The 13,799-nt window shown below is 62.4% G+C and carries 11 protein-coding genes and 1 pseudogene; 9 read left to right on the top strand and 3 right to left on the bottom strand.

Annotated features, from left to right (window positions below; translation table 11 throughout):
- The first annotated feature begins 25 nt into the window (after positions 1-25).
- The 9 genes and pseudogenes from AC3WVQ_RS30410 to AC3WVQ_RS30370 all read left to right on the top strand — a co-directional run bounded on the left by AC3WVQ_RS30410 (position 26) and on the right by AC3WVQ_RS30370 (position 10,263).
- The gene (locus tag AC3WVQ_RS30410) at positions 26-922 is read left to right on the top strand and encodes a LysR family transcriptional regulator (RefSeq protein ID WP_492383413.1); all 897 of its coding nucleotides are present in this window, start codon (positions 26-28) and stop codon (positions 920-922) included.
- A 185-nt stretch (positions 923-1,107) separates the two neighbouring features.
- A pseudogene (locus tag AC3WVQ_RS30405) lies at positions 1,108-1,895 on the top strand (aldolase).
- A 222-nt stretch (positions 1,896-2,117) separates the two neighbouring features.
- Positions 2,118-3,413 carry an amidohydrolase family protein gene (locus AC3WVQ_RS30400; RefSeq protein ID WP_492383412.1) on the top strand — a complete coding sequence of 432 codons (1,296 nt, stop codon included), beginning with the start codon at positions 2,118-2,120 and terminating at the stop codon, positions 3,411-3,413.
- A gap of 54 nt (positions 3,414-3,467) precedes the next feature.
- A complete protein-coding gene (locus tag AC3WVQ_RS30395) occupies positions 3,468-4,457 on the top strand; it encodes a BMP family protein (RefSeq protein ID WP_162250988.1) in 990 nt (329 codons plus the stop codon).
- Positions 4,458-4,524: 67 nt separating this feature from the next.
- On the top strand, positions 4,525-5,619 hold the full coding sequence (locus AC3WVQ_RS30390; protein WP_051659225.1) for an ABC transporter permease: 1,095 nt from the start codon (positions 4,525-4,527) through the stop codon (positions 5,617-5,619).
- 79 nt (positions 5,620-5,698) lie between these two features.
- A complete protein-coding gene (locus AC3WVQ_RS30385; RefSeq protein WP_492383411.1) occupies positions 5,699-6,631 on the top strand; it encodes an ABC transporter permease in 933 nt (310 codons plus the stop codon).
- 5 nt (positions 6,632-6,636) lie between these two features.
- On the top strand, positions 6,637-8,169 hold the full coding sequence (locus AC3WVQ_RS30380; protein WP_492383410.1) for an ABC transporter ATP-binding protein: 1,533 nt from the start codon (positions 6,637-6,639) through the stop codon (positions 8,167-8,169).
- 57 nt (positions 8,170-8,226) lie between these two features.
- Positions 8,227-9,123, top strand: coding sequence for a LysR family transcriptional regulator (locus AC3WVQ_RS30375; RefSeq protein ID WP_034791732.1), 897 nt, complete (start codon positions 8,227-8,229; stop codon positions 9,121-9,123).
- Positions 9,124-9,426: 303 nt separating this feature from the next.
- Positions 9,427-10,263 (top strand): hypothetical protein, encoded by an 837-nt coding sequence (locus AC3WVQ_RS30370; protein WP_492383409.1) that lies wholly within the window; start codon positions 9,427-9,429, stop codon positions 10,261-10,263.
- A gap of 42 nt (positions 10,264-10,305) precedes the next feature.
- Here the strand turns inward: AC3WVQ_RS30370 and AC3WVQ_RS30365 are convergent, their stop codons facing one another.
- From AC3WVQ_RS30365 to AC3WVQ_RS30355, 3 genes are read right to left on the bottom strand one after another with little or no spacing between them, the layout of a single operon-like run.
- Positions 10,306-11,013: a sulfite exporter TauE/SafE family protein gene (locus AC3WVQ_RS30365; RefSeq protein WP_492383408.1), complete on the bottom strand. Its 708-nt coding sequence runs from the start codon at positions 11,011-11,013 to the stop codon at positions 10,306-10,308.
- Entirely contained in the window at positions 11,010-12,410 is a 1,401-nt protein-coding gene (locus AC3WVQ_RS30360) for an amidohydrolase (protein ID WP_492383407.1), read from the bottom strand. Before AC3WVQ_RS30360 ends, AC3WVQ_RS30365 begins: the two co-directional genes overlap by 4 nt.
- Positions 12,407-13,771, bottom strand: coding sequence for a uracil-xanthine permease family protein (locus tag AC3WVQ_RS30355; RefSeq protein ID WP_492383406.1), 1,365 nt, complete (start codon positions 13,769-13,771; stop codon positions 12,407-12,409). The genes AC3WVQ_RS30360 and AC3WVQ_RS30355 overlap by 4 nt, the downstream gene beginning before the upstream one ends.
- Between the last annotated feature and the right edge of the window lie 28 nt (positions 13,772-13,799).

Below are 13,799 nucleotides of genomic sequence, written 5' to 3'. Positions count from 1 at the left end.
ATAGTAATTGAATGAATGGACCGGCATGGACATCACGCTGAAACAGCTTCGAGCCTTCGTCACCGTAGCCGATCTGGGGCAGTTCACCCTCGCCGCCGACAGGCTCGGCTCCTCGCAGTCGGCGGTGAGCACGCTGGTTCGGCAGCTGGAGCAGAATTTGAAGCTGCGTCTCTTCGACAGGCATACGCGTCTTCTACGGCTTACGCAGGCGGGCATGGACATCTTGCCGGTTGCCGCACGTGCCGTCGCCGACATCGATGGCATGGTGGAGAGCTCGCGCGAGTTGAATGCGCTGAGACGTGGTAAGGTTTCGATTGCAGCGGGCACCGTGCAGGCGGCTTTGATGCTGCCGCAGCTCGTCAACGCCTTCACCCGGCTCTACCCCGATATCACCGTCGCTCTTCATGACGTGGCGGAGATCGCCGTCCTGGAACAGGTGACCAACAGCTCGGTCGACCTCGGGATCGGAACCGTGCCGGAGGACGATACCGAATTGATGGGTACCCGGCTGACGACCGACGAATTCCTCATCGTCCTTCATCCGGACGACCCGCTGGTCAGGCTGCGTGAAATTCGTTGGACCGACCTGGTTGACCGCAAGCTGATCGGTCCGCACCGCGGCAATCCGATCAGGGACCGCCTCGAAAACGAGCTGGCACGCAACGGTATCGTGCTGCCCTTCGACAAGGCGATGCAGGAGGTGGCCTTGCCGCTGACGATTATCGGCATGGTCGAAGGCGGGCTCGGCGTCGCGATCATGACATCGGCGGTCACACGGCTTGCGACCTCCATGGGCCTCGTCGTGCGCACGCCGACCGAGCCGCACATCAAGCGCGAAGTCAGCCTGATCCAGAAACGCACGCGCTCCCTCTCTCCGGCCGCCCGGCGGTTTCGCGACTTCCTGCTGAAATCCGTGCACTGACGTTTCCATGGAAAGACGTCTTGTATTCAGACGCGACCTTGCGTTTGACCACGCGCATTTTCCGGCGTTATCTGGGCGCGCTGCTGGACCGCGGAACGGCGGGCAGGCAGGGCGCAGCCTTCGCTGCGCGCGGCGGGCTTTCGGCCGGCCGCCGCTCCCAGCTCAAGCCAAACCAGGAGCAACTCATGGCGCATTCCCTGAAAAGCAGCACCGAAGCGGCACGGTCGAACCGGCCCAACCTTTCCACAGATGCCATCCGCAGCACCAAGGAAGATCTGGCGGCCTGCTTCCGCATGGCGGCGCGCAACGGCTTCGAAGAGGGCATCTGCAACCATTTTTCGGCTGTCGTACCCGGCCATGACGATCTCTTCATCGTCAATCCCTACGGCTATGCCTTTCGCGAGCTGACGGCATCAAAGCTGCTGGTGTGCGATTTCAACGGCACCGTCATCGACGGTGACGGTGAGCCGGAGGCAACCGCTTTTTACATCCATGCCGAAATCCACCGCCGGCTGCCGCGCGCAAAAGTCGCCTTCCACACGCACATGCCCTATGCGACCGCCTTATCCATGACCGAGGGCGCCCCTTGATCTGGGCCGGCCAGACAGCGCTGAAATTCTACAGACGCACTGCTGTCGACGAAAACTACAACGGCCTTGCCCTCGACCATCGGGAAGGCGCTCGCATTGCTACTGCAGCGGGCGACGCCGATATCGTCTTCCTGAAACACCACGGCGTGCTGGTCCTGGCGCCGACAATCGCTGAAGCCTGGGACGATCTCTACTATCTGGAACGGGCGGCCGAAGTGCAGGTGCTTGCGATGTCCACCGGACGGGAAGTCCTGCCCGTCGCCCCACAGATCGCTGAGGCCGCTTACCGGCAGATGCGCGAGGGTGACCCGGAGTCGGCACGGGCCCATCTTGCCGCCATCCGCCGGCAACTCGACGCCGAGGAACCGCAATACAGGCACTGAATGCGAACCAGGGCCGATGCCAAAAGCAATCGAATCGGCCCGTTCCAGATTGCCGGTCAACCGGTTGATCAGGCGTCTCTTTCCGTGACGTTGGCCATGCTCGATCGGTGCCTGGCGATCGGCAATTAATACGATCCATTTATCAAATAATTGAAATAATGAATTTGTTTGAATTAAAAGCGCGTGCTTAGTTTCCCGCCATAACAACAAGGTGGGGACGACATGGTACGTGAAAATCCAGCTGCGTTGCTCGCAAGACTGATCCCCGGTCAGTCCTTTGCCCTCACGGGCGGTACCGTCATAAACGATGACGGCTCGCAGTCGGCAAGCGACATTATCGTCGGCGCCGACGGGCGCATCACGGTCGTCGAGCCCTTTCTCGACACCGGTTCGTGCGGCGCCTGCATAGACATTTCCGGCATGCTCGTTTCGCCGGGCTTCGTCGACGCGCACCAGCATCTCGACAAGACGGGGGTGCTGCGGTTTACGCCAAATCCCTCCGGAACGCTCCAGGGCGCCCGCGAAGCCTTTGGGAAATACGCCCGCACCGCCGGCCCCGACGACATTCACAAGCGCGCGACGCGCACAATCGGGCGATGTCTGTCGCGCGGCACGACCGCGATCCGCAGCCACATCAACGTCGACAAGGATGCCGGTTTCCATGGCATCGAGACGCTGGCCGCCATTCGCGATGCCGAAAAGCACCGCATCACGCTTCAGCTCGTCGCCTTCATGACGCCGCATCCAGGCCAAGACTTCGAGTGGCTCGGCAACAACATCGACGGCGCCGTTGCGCTCGCCGATGCCGTCGGCGGAACGCCCGCCGTTTCCGAGGACCCGCCGCGCTACCTCGACATCCTGTTTTCGGCCGCTGTGAAATCCGGCAAGCCTATCGACCTGCACCTCGACGAACACCTCAATGCCGGCGTGCATCTCATCGACGCCGCACTCGAACGCGTCGAGCGCTTCGGCATGCAGGGGCGCACCGTCTTCAGCCACGTCTCGGTGTTGAGCGCCTTGCCGCGCCGGGAGTCCCAGCGGATAGCCGAGCGCCTGGACAAACTGAATGTCGGCGTGGTGACACTGCCGGCCGCAAATCTCTATCTACAGGGCCGCGACTACGAGATGCTGCCGCCACGCGGGTTGACGCGTGTCGCCGAACTCCATCGCGCCGGCATCACCATCGCCACCGCCTCGGACAATATCCAGGATCCGTTCGTTCCGACCGGCTCGGGCGACATGCTGGAAATCGCCCGCTGGACACTGCTTGCAGGCCATCTGCGCGGGGACGAGCTCTCAGCCGCGCACAGCATGATCACGACGGCCCCTGCCCGACTGATGGGGCTTGGCAAGGACTACGGTTTCAGACCCGGCGCGCGCGCCGACTTCGTCATTACCGACTGCATCGATACCGACACGCTGATTGCCGGCGGGCCAGATCGGGCTTTCGTCTTTTCGAACGGGCGCCTGGTCTCGCAGAGCACTACTGAAAACATCCGCCTGAAGGAGAACGCATAAAAGGGAACGGCTGCTCCGGGGGGATTGGGACTGCAATCTAATGGGAGGAATGAAATGATAACTGAAATTTCACGTCGTTTGCTGCTTGCGTCCACTCTCGGAATGGCCCTGACCGGAATACTCTGGCAGGACCTCGCGCACGCCGAAGACTTCAAGATGGGCCTTCTCGTGCCCGGCAGTGTTTCCGAAGAAGGATGGAACCGGATCGGCTACAACGCGCTCAAGGGCGTTGAGCAACAGCTTGGCGCCAAGATCAGCTATGTCGAGCTGCAGCAGAACCCGGCCTCCTTCGAAAAGGCGTTTCGAGATTATGCGAGCCAGGGCTACAAGGTCATCCTTGGCCACGGTTTTGAGTTCCAGGACGCCGCGCGCGATGTCGCGCTCGATTATCCGGACACCTATTTCCTGATCTCGTCGAGCGCGATCCACGAAGGCAACGTTATCGGGCTCAATACCGATACCAGCCAGCCCTTTTACCTGATGGGTGTGATCGCTGCGAAAATGGGCGGTAAGGCCGGCCTTGTCGGCGGCATGGAAATCCCGCCGATCCAGCAGGCATTCGCCGGCTTCAAGAACGGCGCAAAAAGCATCAATCCGGACTTCCCGATCAGCGAAGCCTATATCGGCAACTTCACCGATACGACCGCCGCCAAGGAAGCGGCGCTCAGCATGATCTCGCAAGGCGCTGACTTCGTCGTACCGAACGCTTCCGGCGCCACCGTCGGCGGCTACCAGGCGATTGCCGAATCCGGCCCGGACGTGCGCTCCTTCTCGATCTTCAGCGACTTTACCGAGGTTGCGCCTAACAACATTCTCGGGCTCTACGTCGCCGACTATGCTCAAGGCGTGGTCGAAGTGGTTCGCGCGATCAAGGAAGGCCACCCGCCCACGGAGAACGTGGTTTTCGGCCTGAAGGACCCGAAGGTCATCTCGTTTACCTTCCGCGACGACGGCCCGGTCTCCGTGCCGGAGGATATCCGCGCCGAGGTCAAGGCAATCAGCGCCAAGATCGCCGCCGGCGAGATCAAGACCGGCGCAGAATAGCTGCCTCCATGCTGCGGCGGGATATCCAGCCGCAGCCACTTCCCGCATCACACCAATGGACACACCCATGGCTGAGATAAACCAGGGAGTGCGTGAGACCGTGAATTCTCAAGCAGCCCAAGCTTTCTACAGGACACTCTCGCAGGCTGCGATCAGCGCCCTGACACCCATCGCGGCAGTTCTCGTCGCACTCGCCTTCGGCGCCCTGCTGCTCTGGCTCAACGGCTTCAACGGCAGCGACGTCGTCACCGTCATGGTCTTCGGCTCGTTCCAGGACATACGCTCGGTCGGAGAAATTCTCCTGAAGGCGACGCCGCTGATCCTGATCGGTGCAGGGCTGTGCGTCGCGTTTCGCTGCTCGATCTGGAACATCGGCGCCGAAGGCCAGCTCTATGTCGGCGCAATCGCCGCAACCCTTGTCGGCACCAGCATCGACGGCCTATCCGTCTGGGTGCATGCGCCGCTTGTGATGTTGGCGGGGGCGCTTGCGGGCGCCGCCTGGGCTGGCATAGCCGGCTATCTGAAGGTGCGCTTTCAGGCAAGCGAGATCGTCACCACCATCATGCTCAACTACATCGCCCTCATCCTCACGAGCTATCTCGTCACCGGTCCGATGCGCGATGCGAGTGCCGCCTATCCGCAATCGGCAAGGCTGGTGCGCGAAGCCTGGACGCCACGCCTGGTAACCGACCTTAGGCTTCACATCGGCATCCTCGTTGCGGTGGTTCTGGCGGTTGCGCTGTACATCTTCCTGCGAAGAAGCAGCCGCGGCTTTGCGCTGCGCGTCGTCGGTCTCAACCCGCATGCCGCCCGCTATGCCGGCATGAACGTCGCCAGGAACGTCATGATCGCGATGTGCATCAGCGGCGCGATGGCAGGCCTTGCCGGCGCCTTCGAGGTGGCGGGCGTCACACGTCGGCTCTACCAGAACATTTCGCCGGGTTATGGTTTCGAGGGCATCGCGGTGGCGCTCTTGGCCGGCAACAATCCGTTGGCGGCAATCCTGTCGGGCGGGCTTTTTGCGACGCTTCGCTCCGGCTCGGAAGTCCTCCAGATCACCTCACAGGTCCCGCAGGTCCTGGTGTTGGTCATTCAGGGCATCGTCATCCTCTCGGTCGTCGCCTTCGCAAAGCTGCGCGACATCCTCAGGACTGTGGCTTGAAAGCATGGAAACTCCCGCGTCGCCGTAGACCGCCCGCGGGAAAACAAAACTTTGGCGATATTCCTGGAGGGTCGAACCCATGGACGACATGATTTTTCTCACCTTTCTCGCAGCGCTCGTCGGCGCCGCCTGGAGGCTTGCCACCCCCCTGATCTTCGCCTCGATCGGCGAGGTCTTTTCCGAGCGCGCCGGCGTGCTCAACATCGGGCTCGAAGGCACGATGCTCGTCGGCGCCTTCTGCGGCTTCGCTGCGGCCGCAGCCACCGGCAACATTCCGCTCGGGCTATTGGCCGGCGTTGCCGGCGGCATGCTGTTCGGGCTCGTCTTCGCCGTCTTCACGATCACCATCAAGGCGGACCAGATCGTGGTGGGGGCGGCCCTCAACCTGCTCGGCATGGGTCTGACGGCCTTCCTCTTCCGCACCTATTACGTTTCGACCGGTAAGGGCATCGAGATCGCCCAGCCGGTCCACATACCCTGGCTGAGCGACCTGCCCTTTCTCGGAGAAGCGTTCTTCCGCCAGAACCTCATCGTCTATTCGACCGTGCTGGTCGCCCTCCTCGCCACTCTGGTGCTTTACCGCACCTCCTTCGGCCTGACCCTTCGCGCCGTCGGCGAGCACCCGAAGGCCGTCGACGTCGCCGGTCGCAGTGTCGTTGGCTACCGCTATGCCGCCGTCCTCGTCGGTACAGGGCTTGCAGGGCTCGGTGGCGCGTTCCTCACGCTTGGCCATTCCAACCAGTTCGTGGAAGGCATCACCTCCGGCCGCGGCTTCATCGCCCTTGCCGTCGTGGTCTTTGCCCGCTGGTCGCCGATCGGCGCCTTCTTCGTCTCGCTGCTCTTCGGCCTCTTTTACGCCCTGCAGCTCATGCTCCAGGCGCAGGCATCGATCGTCGTGCCCTACCAAGTGCTGCAGGCGCTTCCCTACATCATGACGATCGTCACGCTCGTCGCCTTCCGCGGCAAGGGTGCCGCACCCAGCAAGCTTGGCCAGCCCTACGAGATGAGGTGATCGACATGTCGGCAAAACCGTTCCTGCGCATCGACAATATCCGCAAACGTTTCGGCCCTATCATCGCCAGCGACGGCGTTTCGCTCGAAATCGAGGAAGGCGAGATCCATTCGCTGCTCGGCGAAAACGGCGCCGGCAAGAGCGTGCTGATGAGCATGATCTGCGGCATGGTCCGGCCGGATGAAGGCGAGATCGTCTACAAGGGACAATCGGTGCGCCTTACAAGCCCACGCGACGCGATCCGCCAGCGGATCGGCATGGTGCACCAGCACTTCATGCTGGTACCGAACCTGACCGTGGCAGAAAACTACATCCTCGGCCAGGGTTCGGCGCTCAGCGTCATATCCGATATCGACAAGGTCCACCGAAAGATCCGCGCGCTTTCCGAGCGCTACGCCCTCGACGTGCGTCCCGACGCAATCGTCGAAGACCTCTCGGTCGGCGAGCAGCAGCGGGTGGAAATCCTGAAGGTGCTATTCCACGGTATCGACCTGCTCATCCTTGACGAACCGACCGCCGTTCTCACCCCGCAAGAGACCGACCGCCTCCTTTCGCTGATGGGTGATCTGGTGAAGGATGGGAAGACCGTCGTCTTCATTTCGCACAAGCTGGACGAAGTGATGCGGGTCAGCAATCGCATCAGCGTCATGCGTGACGGCCGCGTCGTCAATACGGTCAGGGTCGGGGAGACAAATGCGCGTGAGCTTGCGCGCATGATGGTCGGTCGTGAGGTGCGCATGGAGCTCCCGCGCAGCCCCAAACCGCCAGGTCGTATCGCGCTTTCGGTGGAAAACCTCACCTGCCGCGCCGAGACCGGCCTTCCGGCCGTGCGCGGCGTGAGCCTCGATGTACGCGCCGGCGAAATCGTCGGCATTGCCGGCGTATCCGGCAACGGCCAGACGGAACTATCGCTCGCGCTCTCCGGCCTGCTGCCGGTCGATTCCGGGCGCGTCGTTCTCAACGGAAACGATATAACCGGGCTCGACCCGGCAGAAATCAATGCCAGGCGTTTTTCCCACATTCCGGAAGACCGCCACAAGCACGGCATCGTCTTGCCGCTGTCGCTCAGCGAAAACACCATTCTGCAGCGTTACGACCAAAAACCGTTCGCGACGGGGGGCATGCTCAACCGCAAGGTCATCGGCGAGCACACCCGCGACCTGATCAAGCGGTTTCGCGTGAAGAGCCGGGACGAGAACCAGCCGATCGCAGCACTTTCAGGCGGCAACCAGCAAAAGCTCGTCGTCGCGCGGGAGCTGGCGCGCGATCCCGATTTCATCCTCGTCAATCAGCTCGCGCGCGGCATCGATATCGGCGCGATGGAGTTCGTGATGGAGGAGATGCTGCGCCAGCGCGACAGCGGCCGCGCCATTCTGCTGATCTCCACGGAACTCGAGGAGCTGTTTGCAATCTGCGACCGCATAGTCGTCATGTTCCACGGCGAAATCCTTGGCGAACTGCCGCCCGACCGCGCCCGTCTCGACGAACTTGGCCTGCTCATGGCCGGCAACAAAGAGCAAGCCGCACTTGCGGGGTAGACAAGCCGAGGTCTGGCAGGCTTTGATGGGAGCGATGTAACGGGAGGCCGCGCGTATATGAACATAACCCTGCGGCAACTCAGGGCCTTCATTGCTGTGGCCGAGCTCGGCCAGTTCAACATCGCCGCACGCAACCTCCATCTCACCCAGTCCGCGGTCAGCATCCTCATCCGGGATCTGGAACGGGAGATCGGCGTGCGCCTGTTCGACCGGCACACGCGCATGGTCTCCCTCACCCTGGTCGGCCAGGAATTCCTGCCCCAGGCGCGCAAGATCATGAAGGACCTCGAGCTTGCCGTTGGCGACGTGCGCGACAACGCTTCGCTGAAGCGTGGGCAAGTGACGATCGCCGCGGCGATCGTGCTTGCCGCAACGGTCGTACCGCCGATCATCGCCAGATTCCTGAACAAGTATCCGGAGATCTCCGTCAACATTCGCGACATGCCGGAAGAGCAGATAACCCCGGCGCTCAAGCGCCACGAGGTCGATATCGCCGTCGGGACCCTTTCGGAGGAAGACCCCGAAATCGCCGCCACCCCGCTGCTGCGCGACAAACTGATGCTCGTCTGCCGCGAGGATCACCGGTTTGCCAAGCGCAAATCCGTGCGCTGGGCCGAGCTCAAGGACGAAACGCTAATCACGCTTGCCGCCTCCAACCCTTTGCGCAACATCGTCGAGCACAACCTCATTCGCGTCGTGCCGAACTACCGGCCAAAGTACGAGGTACGCTTTTCGACAACGGCGATCAGCATGATTGCCGCCGGAATGGGCGTTTCGGTGCTACCGGAAAACTCCGGACAGCTCGCCTCGGCCGTCGGTGTAACGACAGTCGATCTCATTGACCCCATCGTCATGCGTGACGTCTCTTTGCTTCAACGGCGCCACCACAGCCTCTCGCCCGCCGCCGAGCATCTGAAAGCGGCCTTCATCGCCAGCGTTGCGAAACAGGTCTGAGGCCTGGGAAACGGCCGGTCGTCTCGCTGCCCAGCGCCGTCCGGGCACTTTTCTCCTACGCGCAAAGGCTTGAACTCACACCAATTGCTGCGCGGGAAACCCCTTGGCAGCGCTCCGTTTCAGACATGCACGTTTGTTCGCTGAACGACGCAATGACGAAAACTGCGCGGGAATTCTGTGGTTCCCGTTCGGGCGCGCGTTTTCCCTCAGCGTTTTACCTGTGATGAAAGGCCCGTTCGCGGATGTGCAATGCGGACGGCCGCGTCGCGAAGTGCCAGCAACTGCCCTAGCTCCAGAACGCCCATGCCCACGTTGCGCCGTCTCAAATCCCACGGTGTCCCCCTACCTGCCGCAGCCTTGTCCTTCGCTGCATCCCCGGATGGCCACACACCCAAGATCAGTGCCCATCGCTTGCGGACCTGGGACATTGCCTCGACATTTCATTGCTCGATCATCGGCACCTGCCTGACGGCGGGAGAATTGCGCCAGGTCCTGATCAGGACCGGACAAGACGATGTGCGCACTGCGACGGACCATACCCTGCACGGTCGAGGCGTGTGGCTTGCTGGTCAACGGAATCAGGCGGCAAAGTTGCTCAACAAGGCGCTCGACAAGCGCCACGAGAGCAGCATCAAGCGCATTCCCCGGCAGGCCGATCAAGACGAACTCCGAAACATCTGGCGCAATTCCTTCGAGCGCGGCGACATCGCCGGCCCGTATTGGGCACTGATGAGCCATCCGGGAACATCGCCAGCACTAATGCGCGAGATCTTCGGAGAAGTGCATATGCTGTCGCACCTTGTCGGCAGCGCAAGTCGGCTCGACATCGCACGGCTGACAGAGCTGGAAAGGGAACTCGAACAGGAACGCGAACGAACCGCCCGGCAGGAGACGCGTCTGAAGGCGGCCGCCGATGAGCGTATCGCCTTGCAACAGCGCCTCCGGCAATTGGAGGAGAGAGCGATCAACGCCGAAGCAATCGCCGCGTCGGTCGCACCCTTGGCGCGCGTCGCAAGGAGCACGAGAGCTCTATCCGCAAGCAACGAAGCGGACGTGACGCGCAACGAGGCCTTCGCCTCCGGACTTGCCAGTTTCCTCACGGCCATCAGCGGCGCCGGCGGCGCCTATGGACGTTTCTAGCTCCGGTGGTCTGCCGACGGCCGGTTAACGAGAGAGCCTCGTTTACCGGACGATAAGGAACAATCCGCTGACGATGGCAAAGCCCAGAACGGCGATCCGAAGACCGCGGCCGCCGATGCGGCCATGCACGTGCTTTGAGACCGCGCTTCCGAGCAGAACCGCCGGCGTCAGGTAGAGGGCGACGAGCAGTTGCTCTGACCCAACGCGCCCGGATATGGCCAGCACGACGAGGGACATGACCTCGCCGACGAAGAAGCAAAGGGCCACCGTTGCCCTTAGCACCGGCGCCTTGGCATGCTGGTAGAGCAGCGCAAGCGGCGGGCCGCCGATACCCGTGGCAGTTTCGGTGACGCCCGTAAACAATCCGACCCCGAGCGCACTCGGGCTGTTCGGCGTGAACGGCGGGGCTATGAGCGCGGTGACGGCTGCGACCACCGTGAACACACCGACGGCAAGATCCAGTTGTTCGATGGAAAGCGCTGCCAGCAGCCAAAGGCCAGCAAACGTTCCCGCGAAGCGTCCGATCGTGATCCAGGTCGCGCCTGACCAGTCGACATGGGCACGCTCTCGCGCCGCCACATGTAGATTGAGCGGCAGCATCAGCAAAAGCAGGGTCACCGGCAGAAGATCGGGCTTCAGCATACCGACGATCGGCGCGACGATCAGGGCGAAGCCAATGCCGAGCGCCCCTTGAATGAAGGCCGAAACGAATGTCACGGCAGCCAGAACGGCAAGAAGACCAAAACTCATCGGTATTGTCCAAGGCGGCGATGTGCTTCGGAGAGCGGATGAATGCGCTGGATCGGCGCTTCGGCAATGGCGGTCGCTGTTTCGCCTCTCACCTCTTCGAGCAGTGCCCGGGCGTCCCAATCAATCGGCCAGCCTTGCCAAAGCCGAAGCTGGCCGCTGGCAAAGACCGCGTCGATCTGATCGCGATTGCCGTAGCGGACAAGCTCCCACGTCAGATCGTGCGAGGGCGTGAACTCGGGTCGATCGAGGTCGACGAGCAGGAAATCGGCGGCAAGACCTTCGGTGATCGAGCCGGTCACATGAGACAGGCCTGCAGCGTCTGCGGCGCCGGATGTTGCCCGGTCGAGCCACAGCCAGCCGCCGCCGCAGGAAGAATCCCCCGTTGCGAGACCAAACCCCGCGCGCTGGAGGCCCTCGGCTGCGTCCATCAGACGGAACGCGTCGGCGCGGGTTCCGTCCGTTCCGAGCCCGAACCGCATGCCGAGCGCTGCCATTTGCAGGGCTGGTGCGACGGCATTCCCCTTCCACAGGGTGGCGACGGGATTGTAAGCGACAGCCGTGCCTGTCTCGCGCAAAAGATTGAGTTCATGCGGCGTGACGAGCGTCGAGTGCGCGAGGAGGACCTGAGGCCCAAGAACGCCCAGATGCGCCAGGTGCTCGATCGGTCGCAATCCTTTCGCTGCCAACGAGCGTTCGACGGCAACAAGGTGTTCGTTGACATGGGTCTGGAACACCACCCCGGACGCGGCTGCCAATTCGGAAACCGCTTTGAGCATCCCGTCAGTTGCGGCCTCCGGGATCGAAATCGCCAGCGAGGGATGGATCAGCGGGTCCTGCCTGTAGGTGGAGACGTGCTCTTCCGCCTGGCGCAGGATGATGCCGGGTTCGGCGATCTGCGCACTTCCCGAAAGATCGTTGCAGATAAAGCCGACGACGCTGCGAAGCCCCACCTCCCCTGCAGCCCGCACCAGAGCGCCGACATGACCCTTTGAGCGGGTGCCGGCATCGACGGCGGTCGTGAACCCCCCACGCAGCGCTTCCAATGCGGCAAGCTTTGCCGAGAGATAGACCATGCGCTCGTTGAGACTGCCTTCCAGCGGCACCCAGATCCGCCGGAAGATTTCCGACGGTTCTCCAAAGACGAGGGCCTTGCCGAGCGACTGGGTCAGGTGCGTATGGGTATCGACGAAACCGGGCATCAGGAGATGGTTGGGCAGGTCGATCGGAACAATCTCGGGGAAGTCCCGGGCGATCGCTTCCACGGTATCGATCCGCTGAAAGACGCCATCGCGCACGACGATGGCTTTTCCGGTGCGCGGGCCATCCGGCAGAAGAACTTGTCCTGGGCGCAGCATGAGGTCGCCGGCGGTCGATAGTTGTTGGCGGATTGCGCTCACTCGCTTGCTCCTTGGGTGGATTGCAGGGGCGCCGCCGCAATTTCGGATCGTCCGGCTTGGCCCCAATGTGAAAAGATGGCGTTGACGACGACGGCGGTGATCGTGCCTGCGGCAAGTCCGTTGCCGAGGATCATCTGCGTCCATTGCGGGAACTGGCTGTAGACACCGGGCACCAGGATCGGCAGCAGACCCATCGAGAGGGCGGCCGCGAGGGTGAACATGGGGCCATGTTCGCGCAGATCGACGCGACGCAGGAGGTCGATCCCGATGACGCCAATAATCGAAAAGACGATGACTGCCGTGCCGCCGACGACGGCCTCAGGCAAGGCCGTGGCCATCCGGCCAACCGGGGCGAAGAGCGCGATGAGAACGAGGATGGCGCCCGCCATCGCGGTCACATAGCGAGACTTGACGCCGGTCGCGCGCACGATACCGACGTTCTCGCCGCTGGTGATGATCAGCGATGTGCCGAACAGGCCACCGACGAGCGACATCAGTGCATCGCCGCGGATGGTCGAAGGCACGATTGCATGGGCATCTCCCCGGCGGCCGACGATTTCAGCCGTCGCGATCGTCTGACCGGTCGCCTCCGCCATGGAAATGATCGAGAACACGATCAGCGGGATGGCTGCGACGAGGTCGAACTTCGGCATGCCGAAGGGAAATAATTGCGGAACGGCGATGACCGGCCCGGTGAACACACCCGACAGATCCATGTGGCCGATGGCGAGCGCGACGAGCGCACCGCCGACCAGTCCGAGCATGACGGCGAGCCGCTGGAGCGTTCCGGAAAAGACCCGCGCGGCAGCGACTGTAAGGATGATGGTGATCAGTGCCAGTCCGACCTCCACGGGCGCTGCGAAGCCCTCGCTGCCAGGCTTTCCGGTGATGGTCACGCCATAGATGCGCACAAGATTGACGGAGACCAGCAACAGCATCGTTCCAACGACGATCGGCGGAAAGTAACGCAGCAGCCTGCGGAAGACCGGCAGCGCCAAAAAGTAAAAGAGAGCCGTTACGATGACGGCACCGACGGCTGTCTGGATGTCCGTCTGCTGGGCGATCGCCAGAAAGATGGCAATTGGCGCGCCTCCCGGCACCATCACGAAGGGCAGGCGTGCACCAAACCCCTTTGGCCCGAAACTCTGGAGCATCGAGCCCAGGCCACAGACGAAAAAGGTTGCGCTGATGAGCGAGACTGTCACCGCGTCCGAAAACCCAAGGGCCTTGCTGACAAGAAAGACGGCGGTGATGGGAGACGCGGCCATCACCAGCACGTGTTGAAGGCCAAACAGGAACAGGCTGCGAAGCGGCAGCCCCGCATCGACCAGTTCGACCACTCCATTCAATTCACTCTGCATGTTTTCCTCCTCCCGGCCTCCTCAAGCC

The sequence above is a fragment of the Ensifer sp. EB106-05-01-XG146 genome (assembly GCF_058791875.1).
Note: the sequence above shows the minus strand (reverse complement) of the source record. Positions and strands in the feature narration are given on the sequence as shown.

Bases quoted from the DNA above. Each gene is read 5' to 3' on its own strand.
- AC3WVQ_RS30365 (WP_492383408.1), bottom strand. From the start codon at position 11,013: ATGAGTTTTGGTCTTCTTGCCGTTCTGGCTGCCGTGACATTCGTTTCG.
- AC3WVQ_RS30375 (WP_034791732.1), top strand. From the start codon at position 8,227: ATGAACATAACCCTGCGGCAACTCAGGGCCTTCATTGCTGTGGCCGAG.
- AC3WVQ_RS30380 (WP_492383410.1), top strand. From the start codon at position 6,637: ATGTCGGCAAAACCGTTCCTGCGCATCGACAATATCCGCAAACGTTTC.
- AC3WVQ_RS30370 (WP_492383409.1), top strand. From the start codon at position 9,427: ATGCCCACGTTGCGCCGTCTCAAATCCCACGGTGTCCCCCTACCTGCC.
- AC3WVQ_RS30355 (WP_492383406.1), bottom strand. From the start codon at position 13,771: ATGCAGAGTGAATTGAATGGAGTGGTCGAACTGGTCGATGCGGGGCTG.
- AC3WVQ_RS30400 (WP_492383412.1), top strand. From the start codon at position 2,118: ATGGTACGTGAAAATCCAGCTGCGTTGCTCGCAAGACTGATCCCCGGT.
- AC3WVQ_RS30395 (WP_162250988.1), top strand. From the start codon at position 3,468: ATGATAACTGAAATTTCACGTCGTTTGCTGCTTGCGTCCACTCTCGGA.
- AC3WVQ_RS30385 (WP_492383411.1), top strand. From the start codon at position 5,699: ATGGACGACATGATTTTTCTCACCTTTCTCGCAGCGCTCGTCGGCGCC.
- AC3WVQ_RS30390 (WP_051659225.1), top strand. From the start codon at position 4,525: ATGGCTGAGATAAACCAGGGAGTGCGTGAGACCGTGAATTCTCAAGCA.
- AC3WVQ_RS30410 (WP_492383413.1), top strand. From the start codon at position 26: ATGGACATCACGCTGAAACAGCTTCGAGCCTTCGTCACCGTAGCCGAT.